Origin of the sequence: Streptomyces sp. NPDC090088 (genome assembly GCF_044747345.1) — a bacterium.
Taxonomy (GTDB): Bacteria; Actinomycetota; Actinomycetes; order Streptomycetales; family Streptomycetaceae; genus Streptomyces.
On sequence record NZ_JBIVDZ010000009.1, the window covers coordinates 480,683 to 493,444 of the forward strand.

Below are 12,762 nucleotides of genomic sequence, written 5' to 3' on the forward strand. Positions count from 1 at the left end.
CCAGGGCCGGCGGTGCGATGACGTTAGGTCGCGTCAAACGTCGTTAACAAGACGTTGACACGCGAGCAATAAGCGCAAAACTCCAGGTCACGGGGTTGCGGTCACCTCGATGGGGATGCCGTTGAGGACGGCGTTGCCGGACAGCGGGTCGAGCAGGGTGCCGTCGAGGAGCTGGTTGACGTTGACGCCGGGGGCGGTGGCGGCGTGGCTGAGGCGGGTACCGGGGCGGTCGTGGCCCCAGCCGTGCGGGAGGCTGACGACCCCGGGCCGGACGCCGTCGGTGACCTCGGCGGGGGTGACCACCTCTCCCCCGGCGCCCTTGACGCGGACGTCGGCGCCGTCGCGCACGCCGAGCCGTTCGGCGTCCTCGGGGTGGATGTGCAGGGTGCAGCGGTTGGTGCCGCCGGTGAGGGCGGGCACGTTGTGCATCCAGCTGTTGTTGGAGCGCAGGTGGCGGCGGCCGACGAGGACGAGGGCGGCGGGGCTGGTGTCGAGGGCGGCGCGGAGCCGGGGCAGGTCGTCGGCGAGCGGCCGGGGCAGCAGTTCGACCTTGCCGCTCCGGGTCTTCAGCGGCTGTGGGAGGCGGGACCGGAGGGGTCCGAGGTCGATGCCGTGCGGGTGGGCGAGCAGCCGCTCCAGGGTGAGTCCGTCGGGCCGGGCGCCGAAGCCGTCGCCGTAGGGGCCGAGGCGCAGCATCAGGTCGAGCCGGCGCTCGGGCCCGGTGTCGCCGGTCAGCAGGCCGGCGAGTTCCTTCGGGTCCCGGCCGTGCACCGGCGAGTGGGTCTCCTGGACCGCCTTGCCGAGGGTCTGTCCGATGACCATGTCGTCGACGGCGGACGGTTCGGCGCCGTGCATCCCGCCGGCCGCCAGCACCAGCCGGGCCAGGATCTCGGTCTCCGCCATCCGGCCGGGCTCCAGCGGGACGGCGGGGCGGTTGTAGCGGACCTGGTTGCGCACGGCGAGGGTGTTGAAGGCGAAGTCGTGGTGCGGGCTCTGCGAGGGCGGCGGCGGGGGCAGGACGACGTCGGCGTGGCGGGCGGTCTCGTTGAGGTAGGGGTCGACGCTGACCATGAAGTCGAGGGAGTCCAGGGCCTTGTCGAGGCGGTCGCCGTCCGGCGCGGAGAGCACGGGGTTGGTGGCGATGGCGATCAGCGCCCGGACCGGCTCGCCCTCCGCGGTCGCGGTGTCGATCTCCTCGGCGAGCGCGGAGAGCGGCAGCTCGCCCTTCGCCTCGGGGTGCCTGCTGACCCGGGAGTGCCAGCGGCCGAGCGCGAAGCCGCGGCCGGGGCCGGCCGGGCGCGGGGTCCGGTCGGTGGCGGCCTGTGGGAAGAGCGCGCCGCCGGGCCGGTCGAGGTTGCCGGTGAGGACGTTGAGGACGTCGACCAGCCAGCTGGCGAGGGTGCCGTGCGGGACGGTGCAGCTGCCGATGCGGCCGTAGACGGCGGCGGTCGGGGCGGCGGCGAGTTCGCGGGCGAGGGCGCGGACGGTGTCGGCGTCGACGTCCGTGGCGTGGGCCACCGCGTCCGGCGTGAAGTCCCCCAGCTCGGCGCGGAGTTCGGCGAGGCCCTCGACATGCGGGGCGAGGTGGCCGAGGTCCACCAGGCCCTCCTCGAAGAGGACCTGGGCCATCGCGGCGAGCAACAGGGCGTCGGCGCCGGGCCGGATGGCGATGTGCCGGTCGGCGAGCTTGGCGGTGCGGGTGCGGCGCGGGTCGATGACGGTGAGGGTGCCGCCGCGGGCCCTGAGCGCCTTGAGCTTGCCGGGGAAGTCGGGGGCGGTGCACAGACTCCCGTTGGACTCCAGGGGGTTGGCGCCGATGAGGAGCAGGTGGTCGGTGTGGTCCAGGTCCGGCACCGGTATCGCGTTGGCGTCGCCGAAGAGCAGCCCGCTGGAGACGTGCTTGGGCATCTGGTCGACCGTGGACGCGGTGAAGACGCTGCGGGTGCCGAGGGCGCCGAGCAGCACCTGCGGGTAGAGGGCGCCGGCCATGGTGTGGACGTTGGGGTTGCCGAGGACGACACCGACGGAGTTCGCGCCGTACCGCTCCACGACCCCCCGCAGCCCGGCGGCCACCGCGTCGAAGGCCTCCGCCCAGGTGGCCTCCCGCAGCTCGCCGTCCTTTCGTACCAGGGGGGTGCGCAGCCGGTCGGGGTCGCCGTCCACGGCACCGAAGGAGGCGCCCTTCGGGCAGATGAACCCCTTGCTGAAGACGTCCTCGCGGTCACCGCGGGCGCCGGTGACGCGGGTGCCCTCGATGGTGAGGGTCAGCCCGCAGGTTGCTTCGCAGAGGGGGCAGATGCGGAGGGCGGTGCGGGGCATGCGGGGCCTCCCGGGAGTCGTGGAACTCCGGGCGAGCATACCGATTGGTATGTCGATGCGGGAGGCCTGTCGTTCTTCCGGGTGCGGATCGTTCTTCGGGTGCGGGTTGTCTGTGGCTGGTCGCGCAGTTCCCCGCGCCCCTACGGGGCGCTCCATACGGGGCGTTTCCTTGGACCGTCAGTCCAGCACCCGCGCCAGATACGCCCGCAGCAGCTCCCGGGTCTCCGTGATGATCGCCTCGTCGCCCTCCGGGTCCACCCGGAAGGAGAGGTGGACCAGGGTGTCGGCGGTTTCCACGGCGACGAGGAAGGTGCGGCGCAGGTCTTCGTCGGGGGCGCGGCCGATGTAGTGGGAGAGCAGGTCGGTGAGGCGGTCGGCGACGCGGCGGTTGGGTTCGGAGTGGCGGGCGCCGACCGGGATCTGGTTGCCGAAGTCGACGAGCGAGAAGCCGGGGGCGGTGCGTTTCATGGCGAGGTACTCGTCGAGCACCGCGTCCATCGCCGCCCGCCAGTCGCCCTTCGGCGCCTCCTTCAGGCGCTCGGTGACCTGCTCGGTGTAGCGCTCCAGGTTGCGCTGGGCCAGGGCGTCGGCCATCTGCCGCTTGTTGCCGAAGAAACGGTAGACCGAGCCGATGGGCACCCCGGCGCGCACTGCGACGGCCCGGGTGCTCAGTTCGTCGTAGCCGACCTCGTCGAGGAGGTCGGCGCAGGCGTCGAGAATCCTGGTCAGTCGTTCGGCGCTGCGGCGCTGTACGGGCGCTTTGCGGAGCGAGGTCGCTGGGGGCACGGGCTTCATGATGCCTTTCCGCAGGGGTCTGGTGAACCTCGCCCCCCAGTACGCGGACGGATGGCCCATGCACTCATCCGGTGGCCGCCCCGGTCGTGCCGGTAGCGGTCGGTTTCGCCGTCTCCGCGCCGGAGGCCGTGACGTCCGCTGTGCTCTCGACCGGTTTGCCGTGCACGGCCCACACCGTGCCGTCGTCCGCGTAGAGCCGGGCGGTGATGCGGTGGGTGCCGTGCGGGACCAGCCGGGCGGGGAGGTGGTAGGCGGGGGTGCGCAGCCGGGTCACCAGGTCGCCGTCCACGAAGAGGTAGGCGAGGCCGTGTCCGGCGACCGCCTTCGCGGGGGTGCCGGGCGGGGAGAACCGGAAGCGGTGCACGTCGAGCCGTATGTCCCAGCCGCCCGTGCGGTCGGGGGTGACCACCGTGCCCACCTCGGGCGCCTGCTTCTTGTCGATCTCCCGGTAGTGGCGGCCGCCCTCGTCCGTGTCGTCGAGGATCTTGCCCACCGGTGAGGGCGACCCCGAATCCCGCCGCCCGTGCGCCTCCCCGGTCCCGCACCCCGCCGCCGCGACCAGCAGCAGCACGCAGACCGCGAGCGCACCCGGCAGTCCACGCGTCCACGACATGCCCGGGAGCGTAGAGCAGCACCGGACTGGACCGAATCCCCCTCAGGTCGGGTTCTCGCCCTACCCCGCAGGGATGATCCCCCTCTTGCAGCGGCCCGCAGCGAATCCTACGGTGTTCCATAGGAATCGGATCCACGGGCTCAGGGAGCGATCATGAGCGATGGGGGCACCTCCCGCGCGAGCGTGTTCGGGCGTGAGGACGCGCGGAAGACCGCGGAGGGACTGACGTACCTCTCCGGGTTCGGCAACGAGCACTCTTCGGAGGCGGTGCCGGGCGCCCTGCCCGAGGGCCGCAACTCCCCGCAGCGCGCTCCCCTCGGCCTGTACGCGGAGCAGCTCAGCGGTACGGCCTTCACCGAGCCGCGGTCCCACAACCGCCGCTCCTGGCTGTACCGGATCCACCCCTCGGCGGCCCACCCGGCGTTCACCCGCGCCGCCGACAACGGTGCGGTGCGCACCGCCCCCTTCACGGACATCGCCCCGGACCCGAACCGGCTCCGCTGGAACCCGCTCCCGGAGCCGGCGCCGGGCACGGACTTCCTCGCGGGCCTGTGGACCCTGGGCGGCAACGGCGACGCGACCCAGCGCACCGGCATGGCCGTGCACCTCTACCACGCCAACGCCTCCATGGAACGGGTGTTCTCCGACGCGGACGGCGAGCTGCTGATCGTCCCGGAGCTCGGCGGGCTGCTGCTGCGCACGGAGTTCGGGCTGCTGCATGTGGCGCCGGGACATGTGGCGCTGATCCCCCGTGGGGTGCGCTTCCGTGTGGAGCTGCTGGATGCCTCGGCCCGCGGCTATGTGTGCGAGAACTACGGCGCGCCCTTCCGCCTCCCCGACCTGGGCCCGATCGGCGCCAACGGCCTCGCCAACGCCCGCGATTTCCGGGCCCCGGTCGCCGCCTACGAGGACATCGAGGGCCCGGTGGAGGTGGTCAACAAGTTCTGCGGCAACCTGTGGACCGCCACATATGACCACTCCCCACTGGACGTGGTCGCCTGGCACGGCACACATGTGCCCTACGTCTACGACCTCCGCCGTTTCAATGTGATCGGCTCCATCTCGTACGACCACCCCGACCCGTCGATCTTCACCGTGCTGACGTCCCCCTCCGACACCCCCGGCCTGGCCGGTGTCGACTTCGTGGTCTTCGCGCCGCGCTGGCTGGTGGGTGAGAACACCTTCCGGCCGCCGTACTTCCACCGGAACGTGATGAGCGAGTACATGGGGCTGGTCGAGGGGGCGTACGACGCGAAGACCGCCGGAAAAGGGGGCTTCGTCCCGGGCGGCGGCTCGCTGCACAACATGATGTCGGCGCACGGTCCGGACCGGGAGACGTTCGACCGGGCGAGCGCGGCCGAGCTGAAGCCCCAGAAGGTGGACGACGGCCTGGCGTTCATGTTCGAGACCCGCTGGCCGGTGACGCTCACCCCGCGGGCGGCGACCGCCGAACACCTCCAGCGGCGCTACGACGACGTCTGGCAGGGCCTGGAACGCCACTTCCGCCCCTTGCACTGAAGATCCCCCGACGGTACGGATGGCCCGTGACCTCCTTCGCCCCGGACTCGATCGTCCTCAACCGCAAGCTGCCGCTCTGGTACCAGGTGTCGCAGTCGCTGCGCGCCTCGATACTCGGCCGCTCGCCCCGGGACCCTCTCCGGCTGCCCACCGAGGAACAGCTCGCGGAGCACTACGGCGTGAGCGTGCTGACCATGCGGCAGGCGCTGAAGGAGCTGGAGGACGAGGGCCTGATCAGCCGGCACCGCCGCCGGGGCACCTTCATCGAGCCGGACGTCCGCCGGGGCACCCCGGTCCGGCTGCTCGGCTCGGTGGACGCCATCGTGGCCCAGCAGTCGGGCATGACCGCGGAACTGCTCGACCACGGCACAGCGCCCGTCACCGGCGAACTCACCGAGTACTTCCCGGATCTCGCCGAGGTGGCGACGTACCACCGCCTGCGCAGCGACGAGCAGACGGGCGAGCCGACCAACCACGCCCGCAACCACGTCCGCCCCGAACTGGCCGACCGCATCGACCCGGAGGACCTGGCCCGCTGGCCGATGACCAAGGTGCTCCGGGACGTCGTCCGCGCGGACATCAGCCGCATCACGGACACGGTGGAGGCCCGGCTGGCCGATCCGGAGACCGCCCGGCTGCTCCAAGTCCCCCTCCTCAGCCCGATCCTGCACTACACCGGCGTCACCTACGACACCGCCGGCCGGGTCCTGGACCTCGCGGTCATCCACTACCGCGGCGACCGTTTCTCCTTCACGGTCACCCTCGACGCCACCTGAAGTCGTCGTACGATGCCGGGCGTGACGCACGACGACGCTCCGCTGCTGGCGGACCTCATGCCGTGGTCCGTCGCACCACTACGGCTCGGCCGGGGGTGGCCGACGGCCCCCGACCCGGCGACCCTCAAGGCCCGCTGGGACGCCCTGCTCAAGGCCGAGGGCCCGGACCGGGAGACTCTGTTCGGGCCGACACGCGCCCGCACCACGCATTCGGCGGTGGCCCAGCTCCCCGGCCGGGCCGGCGGCACCGAGCCGCTCGCCGCCGCGCCGGGCCCCTGCCCGGACCCGGTCCGCGTACTGGCCGCCCCCTTCGACGAGCAGTGGCTGATCCCGGACCACCGCCTGATCGACGCGGCCCGCCCGGAGCTGTGGCGGGTGGCCGACGACCACCAGATCTTCACGGTGGAGTCGCCGGAGGGCATGCCGCTCCTCGCGACCTCCCTGCCGCCCACCCTGCGGGCGGGCCGTATCCGCCCCCTCTACCGCCGCCCGGGCGCCGCCGAGCCGAACCTGGCCCCGGGCCTCCTGCGGCACCTGGCCGACCGCCTGGACCTGCCGCTCACACCCCCGGACCTGCTGGCCTGGGCCCTGGCGACGATCCGCCCCGACCGCACCGTCCCGCTCACCGCGGACCCCGCCCTCTGGTCCCAGGGCGTGGAACTGGGCCGCCGGGCCCTGTGGCTGCTCCGCCGCGTCGGCGACCGCCCCAAACTCCCCGGCGGCCGCCGCCCCTACGTCCGGGCCCCCCTCCCCGCCCGCCCCCTCACGCTCCTCTACGACCCCGACGAGGAGACCCTCCACCTCGACGAGGGCCGCATCTCCCCCGTCCCCCCGGAGGCCTGGGACTTCAGGACAGGTGAAGTACGCGTCCTGGAGGCATGGTTCACCGCACGAACGGCAGAGACCGCGGAACCGGGCACCCTGGCGTCGATCACCCCTCCGGCCTGGTCCCAGTCCTGGACCTCGGAACTCCTGGAACTGATCACGGTCCTGGCCCTGCTGGCGGACGTCCGGTCCCAGCAGGCCGACTTGGAGATCACGTCACCGATCACGGCGAAGGACCTCACAGCAGCGGGCGTACTCCCACCCCCGGACACGTCTCGCAAACCGGCATCCGTCCTGGAACACACCGAAGAAGGCCCAGCCGGTCAACTGACGCTGATGTGACCTACCTTCTTTTGCTTGGGGGCGCGGGGAACTGCGCGACCAGCCCCCACGAACCGCGAGGCTACGACGGCGCGAACCCACCCAGAACCCTCTCCACCATCCGCCCGAAAACAGCCTCCAGATCAATCGGCCCCGGATCCTCCGCGAACGCCGCCGCCATCCGCGGATACGCCCCCGAGGCGACCTGCCCCCCGAGATACGCGATCCGCGCCGCCTGCTCCCGCTCCTCCGACCAGGGCAGATTCCGAGCCCGCTCGGCCGTGTCGATCTCGTTGCGCACATAGGTCGTCACCACACCGTTGAGCATGGCGATGAGCTCGAACTTCGTGCCGTACGAGGCCTCCAGCGAATCCAGGCAGGCCAGGCAGTGCTCCAGATACCGCAGCGCCTGAGGACTGAACCCGTACACCGGTGACATGAGCGCCGGCACCCAGGGATGCCGCCGCATCAACGCCCGCGTCTGCTCGGCGACCCGCACCATGTCGGCCCGCCAGTCCCCCGTCGGCTCCCACACCTCGTGTTCCGAGCTGACCGCGTCAACCATCAGCTCGTACAGGTCCTCCTTGCGGGGGACGTAGTTGTACAGGGACATCGTCCCGCACCCCACCCCCGCCGCCACCTGCCGCATCGACACGGCGTCCAGCCCCTCCGCGTCGGCGATCCGCACCGCGACCGCCGCGATGTCGGCGCGGGTGAACGCCGGCTTCGGCCCCCGCCCCGCCCGCTCGGGACGGGCCCAGATCACCTCGGGTTCGACCCCTCGGACTGCCATCGATCATCACCTCGCCCACCATGCTAGTTACGTACACCGTACGCAGTGCGCTATGGTCGCCCCATGACAACTACGTACACTGTACTTAGTGAGGGTCTGGAGAAGCGCTTCGGCGAGGTGCGCGCGCTGCGCGGCCTCGATCTGGCCGTGCGGCAGGGCTCGGTGTGCGGGCTGCTCGGGCCGAACGGGGCGGGGAAGACGACGGCCGTACACGTGTTGACCACGCTCCTGCGGCCCGACGCGGGCTCGGCCCGCGTCGCGGGGCACGACCTGGTCCGGGACGCGGCGGCCGTCCGCCGCGCCATCGCCGTGACCGGCCAGTACGCCTCCGTCGACGGCGACCTCACCGGACGCGAGAACCTGCGTCTCTTCGCCCGCCTGCACCGGGTGCGCGGGCCGAACGACCGGGCGGCCGAACTCCTCGACCGTTTCGGCCTCACCGAGGCCGCCGACCGCAGGGCGGCCACCTACTCGGGTGGCATGCGCCGCCGGCTCGACCTCGCGGCGAGCCTGGTCCGCAGGCCCGAGGTGCTGTTCCTCGACGAGCCGACCACCGGCCTCGACCCGGTCAGCCGGTCCCGCGTCTGGGACGCGGTCCGCGAGCTGGCGGCCGACGGCACGACCGTGCTGCTGACCACGCAGTACCTGGAGGAGGCCGACCGGCTCGCCGACGACATCGTGCTGATCGACCGGGGCCGGGCGGAGCGGACCGGCTCGCCCGCCGAGCTGAAGGCACTCGTCGGACGGCACGCGGAGGCCGTGGTCGCCGACCCGGACGCGTTGCCGAAGGCCGCCGCCGTCCTCGATCGGCTCACGGGGGCCGAGCCCCGGTTCGACCACGGGCGGAACACCGTCGGCGCCGTGACCATGGACCCGACGCTCACCCTTCCCCGCCTGGTGCGGGAACTCGACGCCGCGGGGGTGCCGTTGCTCGATGCGAGCATCGGATCGCCGACCCTGGACGACGTCTTCCTGCGGCTGACGGGAAGTGCCGCATGAGCGCGCTCGCGTACGACGGTGCCGCGATGGCGGGCCGGCAGCTGCGCCGGGTCCGCAACAACCCGGGTCTCGCGGTCCTCACCCAGCTGATGCCGGTCAACATGCTGCTGTTCTTCGGCTATGTCTTCGGCAGCGCGCTGGCGATGCCAGGCCCGCAGTACCGCTCCTTCCTGGTCCCGGGGCTGCTGGTGGCGACCGCCGCCGGCGGGGTGATGACCGGGATGTTCCAGGCCGCCGCCGACACGCACCGGGGTGTGTCGGACCGCTTCCGGACCATGCCGGTGAGCCGGGCCGCCGTACCCCTGGGACAGGCGGTGGCCGATCTCGTGGTCACGGCGATCGGTACGGTGCCGCTGCTCCTGGTGGGCCTGGCCGTGGGCTGGCGCGTCGAGGGCTCGGCCGCCGGGGCCCTCGGCGCCGTCGGCCTGCTGCTGCTCTTCCGGTTCGCGTGCACGACCGTGGGGATCTTCCTCGGCCTGCTCACCCGCAGCGAGGACGCGGCCGGTCAGCTCGGCGCCTCCTCCTTCGTGCTGCCGTTGCTGTCGAACGCCTACATCCCGACCGGCAATCTGCCGGGCTGGCTGCGCACGCTCGCCGAGTGGAACCCGATCAGCGCGGTGACGACGGCCCTGCGCGAGCTGTTCGGCAACGCGCCCGTCCCCGAGGGCGCGGCCTGGCCGGTGGCCCACCCGGTCGCGGGCTCGCTCGCCTGGAGCGCGGTTCTGATCGCCGTGTTCCTGCCGCCGGCGATCCGCCGGTACGGGCGCTGCTGACAAACCCGCCGCTCACGGGACATGATCCGGCCCATGGACCGTCTCCCGCTGCCCCTGGAGGGCATCACCGTCGTCGCCGTCGAACAGGCCGTGGCCGCCCCCTTCGCCACCCGGCAGCTCGCCGATCTCGGCGCCCGGGTGATCAAGGTCGAGCGGATCGACGGCGGTGACTTCGCACGCGGTTACGACACCGCCGCCCGCGGCCTCGCCTCGCACTTCGTGTGGTGCAACCGGGGCAAGGAGTCCATCGCGCTGGACCTGAAGGACCCGCGCGGACTGGACGTCGTGCGGCGGCTGGTGGCGGACGCGGACGTCTTCGTGCAGAACCTGGCGCACGGAGCCGCCGCCCGGCTCGGCCTGGACGCGGCCACGCTGTGTGCCGCGCACCCGCGGCTGGTCGCCGTGGACATCTCCGGGTACGGCGCGTTTGGGCCGTACGCCGGCAAACGCGCGTACGACATGCTCGTGCAGTGCGAGGCGGGGCTGGTGTCGGTCACCGGGACGCCGGAGCAGCCGGTGAAGGCCGGGATCCCGGCCGCGGACATCGCGGCGGCCATGTACGCGTTCTCGGGCGTGCTGGCGGCACTGGTGCGGCGGGGGACCACCGGGCGGGGCGGGCCGGTGGAGGTGTCGATGCTGGAGTCGCTCGCCGAGTGGCTGGGGCATCCGCTGCACCACACCCTGCACGGCGGGACCCCGCCCGAGCGCACGGGCCTCGCGCACGCGGTGATCGCGCCGTACGACGCCTACCCGACCGCGGACGGCGGGCGGGTGCTGCTGTCGGTGCAGAACGACCGGGAGTGGCGACGGCTGGCCGAACACGTGCTCGGGCAGCCGGAGTTGGGCACGGATCCGGCGTTCGCGACGAACCCGGCGCGGGTGGCGCACCGGGAGCGGACCGACGAGCTGGTCGGGCGGGCGCTGAAGGCACTGGACACCGACGAGGCGCTGGCCCGGCTGGAGGCCGCGGGCATCGCGTGCGCGCGGCTGCGGGACCTGCACGAGCTGGCGGAGCATCCGCAGCTGGCGGCCCGGGAGCGGTGGCGGGAAGTGGGGTCGCCGGTCGGGCCGCTGCGTGCGCTGCTGCCGCCCATCACGCTGCCGGGCGGGGACGAGGCGCGGATGGGCGATGTGCCCGCACTCGGACAGCACACCGAGGCGCTGCTGCGTGCCGTGGGGATGACGGACGCCGAGAGAGCAGCGCTGCGCCGGGACGGTGTGACTGTCTGAGCGCGGACCTGACGGTCAGGCCAGTCGGTTCAGTGCTTGCTGCCACCGAACAGCGAACGGCGCAGCCGGCGCAGTGGCGCGAAGAGGGAGACACGGCTGACCCGTGCGCCCCGGTCGCTGCGCTGCGCGGGTTCACGCGCGGTCAGCTCACGCATCAGTGACGTCGCCTCGACCGCCTGCTGCTGCGGTATGGCGGGCCCCGACAGCACCGACAGATGGCGGTCGAGGCGCGAACTGGTCGCGCTGCTCCCGCAGGTGATCGCAGGAACCCTCGCCCTGCTGCGTGTTATCTGATCCATGTCACTCCCCACCCGTACGAGTCCACCCGGCCCGGGCAGGGTAACCCTATCGCCCCGATGGGGCACTCGTGTATCGCGGTCACAGGATTCACCTTCCCCGCAAGGGTGTTGACAACGCTTGTTTGATTACTCTCCGAATCCAACTGATTTCAGGGCGAGTTGGACAACCGGCTGGCTGGTGGGCTGCGCCGACCCCCCGGCGGGCTCGACGGTCACCGCGAGTGACGTCGCGGACTTGCCCAGACCCTTGGCGATCAGTGGCGTGTCGGCCTTGAAAAGCCCGAGGGAGCGCGGTTGCACATGGGGGCGCATGAGCCAGAGCTGGTGCACCCGGCCGTCGGACGGGGTCCCGTACCCGCTGAGGGTGACGACGGCCTGGCCCTCGGATGCGGAGGCCACCGCTCCGATACTTCGGCCCTCGGCGTCCTTGGCACTGGTCGCGAGCGCGTCGGGCGCGGCCAGAACGTGGGCGATCTCACGCGACTGGGCCCGCTCGGCGTCGAGCTGATCCTTCGTCCGGTCGGCCTGCACCGCGAAGAGCGAGGCGACGACCAGCGCGGCGGCCGCGGTGGCGGTGGCGAACGGCACGAACAGGGGGCGCGGCCGGCGGCGCTGCGGCGGGGGCTGGGCGCCCCAGACGTGCGGCGGCAGGTTGAGGACGCGCTCCTGGCCGGGGGCCGGCTCCTGCGGGGTGGCGCGGACGGCGGCCAGCACCCGGTTGCGCATCGTGAGGGGCGGCAGGGCGGCCGTGGACCAGGCGAGCCGTACCGCGTCCTCGGTCAGCTCCCGGACCTCGGCGGCGCACCGGTCGCAGTCCTTGAGGTGCTTCTCGAAGCGGCGCCGCTCGCCGGGCTCCAGGGCGTCCAGGGCGTACGGCGCGGCCAGGGAGTGCAGATCCTCGCGGTGCAGCAGACGGCCGACCAGGCTCATGCGACACCTCCCAGGCACTCGCGCAGCCGGGTGAGTCCGTCGCGCATCCGCGTCTTGACCGTACCCAGCGGCAGCTTCAGCCGCTCGGCCACCTCACGGTACGTGTAGCCGTCGTAGTAGGCGAGGGTGACGGACTGGCGCTGCAGGGCGGTGAGCCGGTCCAGGCAGCGGCGCACCCATTCGCGCTCCAGGCCGGCCTCGACCTCCTCGGCGACCTGGTCGAAGGCCGGTTCGCCGGCCCGGATCGCCTCGCGCTGCTCGCGTTCGCCGGCCGCGCGGGCGCTGCGCACCCGGTCGACGGCGCGGCGGTGGGCGAGGGTGAGGATCCAGGAGAGGGCGCTGCCCCGGCCGGGGTCGAACTTGGGTGCGGAGCGCCAGAGTTCGAGCAGCACCTCCTGGCTGACCTCCTCGGACTGGGCGGGATCGCGGACCACCCGCCGGACGAGCCCGAACACCGGCCCGGACACCAGTCCGTAGAGGTCCTCGAACGCCTTCTGGTCGCCGCCCGCGACGAGCACCAGCAGTTCGTCCGCCTCCACCCCGTCCCCCCTTCTGTGGCCGCACCCGGCCC

13 protein-coding genes are annotated in these 12,762 nt (G+C 72.6%); 6 read left to right on the top strand and 7 right to left on the bottom strand.

The annotated features are described in order from the left end of the window. Positions 1–87: 87 nt before the first annotated feature. From ACIPSJ_RS39060 to ACIPSJ_RS39070, 3 genes are all read right to left on the bottom strand, one after another. On the bottom strand, positions 88–2,319 hold the full coding sequence (locus ACIPSJ_RS39060) for a molybdopterin oxidoreductase family protein (RefSeq protein WP_401352972.1): 2,232 nt from the start codon (positions 2,317–2,319) through the stop codon (positions 88–90). 177 nt (positions 2,320–2,496) lie between these two features. Next, on the bottom strand, positions 2,497–3,114 hold the full coding sequence (locus tag ACIPSJ_RS39065) for a TetR/AcrR family transcriptional regulator (protein WP_359209009.1): 618 nt from the start codon (positions 3,112–3,114) through the stop codon (positions 2,497–2,499). Between the two features lie 64 nt (positions 3,115–3,178). Next, positions 3,179–3,727 (bottom strand): hypothetical protein, encoded by a 549-nt coding sequence (locus tag ACIPSJ_RS39070; RefSeq protein ID WP_401352974.1) that lies wholly within the window; start codon positions 3,725–3,727, stop codon positions 3,179–3,181. Positions 3,728–3,880: 153 nt separating this feature from the next. Between ACIPSJ_RS39070 and hmgA the strand changes: the two genes are divergently transcribed. The 3 genes from hmgA to ACIPSJ_RS39085 are packed head-to-tail and all read left to right on the top strand — an operon-like array spanning position 3,881 to position 7,188. Then, positions 3,881–5,245 carry a homogentisate 1,2-dioxygenase gene (hmgA, locus tag ACIPSJ_RS39075; protein WP_359209003.1) on the top strand — a complete coding sequence of 455 codons (1,365 nt, stop codon included), beginning with the start codon at positions 3,881–3,883 and terminating at the stop codon, positions 5,243–5,245. A gap of 26 nt (positions 5,246–5,271) precedes the next feature. Beyond that, on the top strand, positions 5,272–6,021 hold the full coding sequence (locus tag ACIPSJ_RS39080; RefSeq protein ID WP_359209000.1) for a GntR family transcriptional regulator: 750 nt from the start codon (positions 5,272–5,274) through the stop codon (positions 6,019–6,021). Positions 6,022–6,033: 12 nt separating this feature from the next. Continuing rightward, positions 6,034–7,188 (top strand): type ISP restriction/modification enzyme, encoded by a 1,155-nt coding sequence (locus ACIPSJ_RS39085; RefSeq protein WP_401352977.1) that lies wholly within the window; start codon positions 6,034–6,036, stop codon positions 7,186–7,188. Positions 7,189–7,249: 61 nt separating this feature from the next. On the opposite strand, the gene ACIPSJ_RS39090 is transcribed toward ACIPSJ_RS39085, so the two are convergent. Further along, a complete protein-coding gene (locus ACIPSJ_RS39090; RefSeq protein ID WP_401352979.1) occupies positions 7,250–7,960 on the bottom strand; it encodes a TetR/AcrR family transcriptional regulator in 711 nt (236 codons plus the stop codon). A 63-nt stretch (positions 7,961–8,023) separates the two neighbouring features. Between ACIPSJ_RS39090 and ACIPSJ_RS39095 the strand changes: the two genes are divergently transcribed. Genes ACIPSJ_RS39095 through ACIPSJ_RS39105 form a run of 3 tightly spaced genes read left to right on the top strand, consistent with a single transcriptional unit; the run spans position 8,024 to position 10,962 of the window. Next, positions 8,024–8,959, top strand: coding sequence for an ATP-binding cassette domain-containing protein (locus ACIPSJ_RS39095; protein WP_401352981.1), 936 nt, complete (start codon positions 8,024–8,026; stop codon positions 8,957–8,959). After that, the gene (locus ACIPSJ_RS39100; RefSeq protein ID WP_365695602.1) at positions 8,956–9,732 is read left to right on the top strand and encodes an ABC transporter permease; all 777 of its coding nucleotides are present in this window, start codon (positions 8,956–8,958) and stop codon (positions 9,730–9,732) included. The genes ACIPSJ_RS39095 and ACIPSJ_RS39100 overlap by 4 nt, the downstream gene beginning before the upstream one ends. Before the next feature lie 33 nt (positions 9,733–9,765). Next, positions 9,766–10,962: a CaiB/BaiF CoA transferase family protein gene (locus ACIPSJ_RS39105; protein WP_401352983.1), complete on the top strand. Its 1,197-nt coding sequence runs from the start codon at positions 9,766–9,768 to the stop codon at positions 10,960–10,962. 29 nt (positions 10,963–10,991) lie between these two features. Here ACIPSJ_RS39105 and ACIPSJ_RS39110 read toward each other — a convergent pair whose 3' ends face one another. From ACIPSJ_RS39110 to ACIPSJ_RS39120, 3 genes are all read right to left on the bottom strand, one after another. Further along, a complete protein-coding gene (locus ACIPSJ_RS39110; RefSeq protein ID WP_359208981.1) occupies positions 10,992–11,261 on the bottom strand; it encodes a hypothetical protein in 270 nt (89 codons plus the stop codon). Between the two features lie 126 nt (positions 11,262–11,387). Continuing rightward, positions 11,388–12,191, bottom strand: coding sequence for an anti-sigma factor domain-containing protein (locus tag ACIPSJ_RS39115; RefSeq protein ID WP_401352985.1), 804 nt, complete (start codon positions 12,189–12,191; stop codon positions 11,388–11,390). Then, a complete protein-coding gene (locus ACIPSJ_RS39120; protein ID WP_355717721.1) occupies positions 12,188–12,730 on the bottom strand; it encodes a sigma-70 family RNA polymerase sigma factor in 543 nt (180 codons plus the stop codon). The genes ACIPSJ_RS39115 and ACIPSJ_RS39120 overlap by 4 nt, the downstream gene beginning before the upstream one ends. Between the last annotated feature and the right edge of the window lie 32 nt (positions 12,731–12,762).

Bases quoted from the DNA above. Each gene is read 5' to 3' on its own strand.
- ACIPSJ_RS39110 (WP_359208981.1), bottom strand. From the start codon at position 11,261: ATGGATCAGATAACACGCAGCAGGGCGAGGGTTCCTGCGATCACCTGC.
- ACIPSJ_RS39105 (WP_401352983.1), top strand. From the start codon at position 9,766: ATGGACCGTCTCCCGCTGCCCCTGGAGGGCATCACCGTCGTCGCCGTC.
- ACIPSJ_RS39115 (WP_401352985.1), bottom strand. From the start codon at position 12,191: ATGAGCCTGGTCGGCCGTCTGCTGCACCGCGAGGATCTGCACTCCCTG.
- ACIPSJ_RS39085 (WP_401352977.1), top strand. From the start codon at position 6,034: ATGCCGGGCGTGACGCACGACGACGCTCCGCTGCTGGCGGACCTCATG.
- ACIPSJ_RS39070 (WP_401352974.1), bottom strand. From the start codon at position 3,727: ATGTCGTGGACGCGTGGACTGCCGGGTGCGCTCGCGGTCTGCGTGCTG.
- ACIPSJ_RS39095 (WP_401352981.1), top strand. From the start codon at position 8,024: ATGACAACTACGTACACTGTACTTAGTGAGGGTCTGGAGAAGCGCTTC.
- hmgA (WP_359209003.1), top strand. From the start codon at position 3,881: ATGAGCGATGGGGGCACCTCCCGCGCGAGCGTGTTCGGGCGTGAGGAC.
- ACIPSJ_RS39065 (WP_359209009.1), bottom strand. From the start codon at position 3,114: ATGAAGCCCGTGCCCCCAGCGACCTCGCTCCGCAAAGCGCCCGTACAG.
- ACIPSJ_RS39090 (WP_401352979.1), bottom strand. From the start codon at position 7,960: ATGGCAGTCCGAGGGGTCGAACCCGAGGTGATCTGGGCCCGTCCCGAG.
- ACIPSJ_RS39060 (WP_401352972.1), bottom strand. From the start codon at position 2,319: ATGCCCCGCACCGCCCTCCGCATCTGCCCCCTCTGCGAAGCAACCTGC.
- ACIPSJ_RS39100 (WP_365695602.1), top strand. From the start codon at position 8,956: ATGAGCGCGCTCGCGTACGACGGTGCCGCGATGGCGGGCCGGCAGCTG.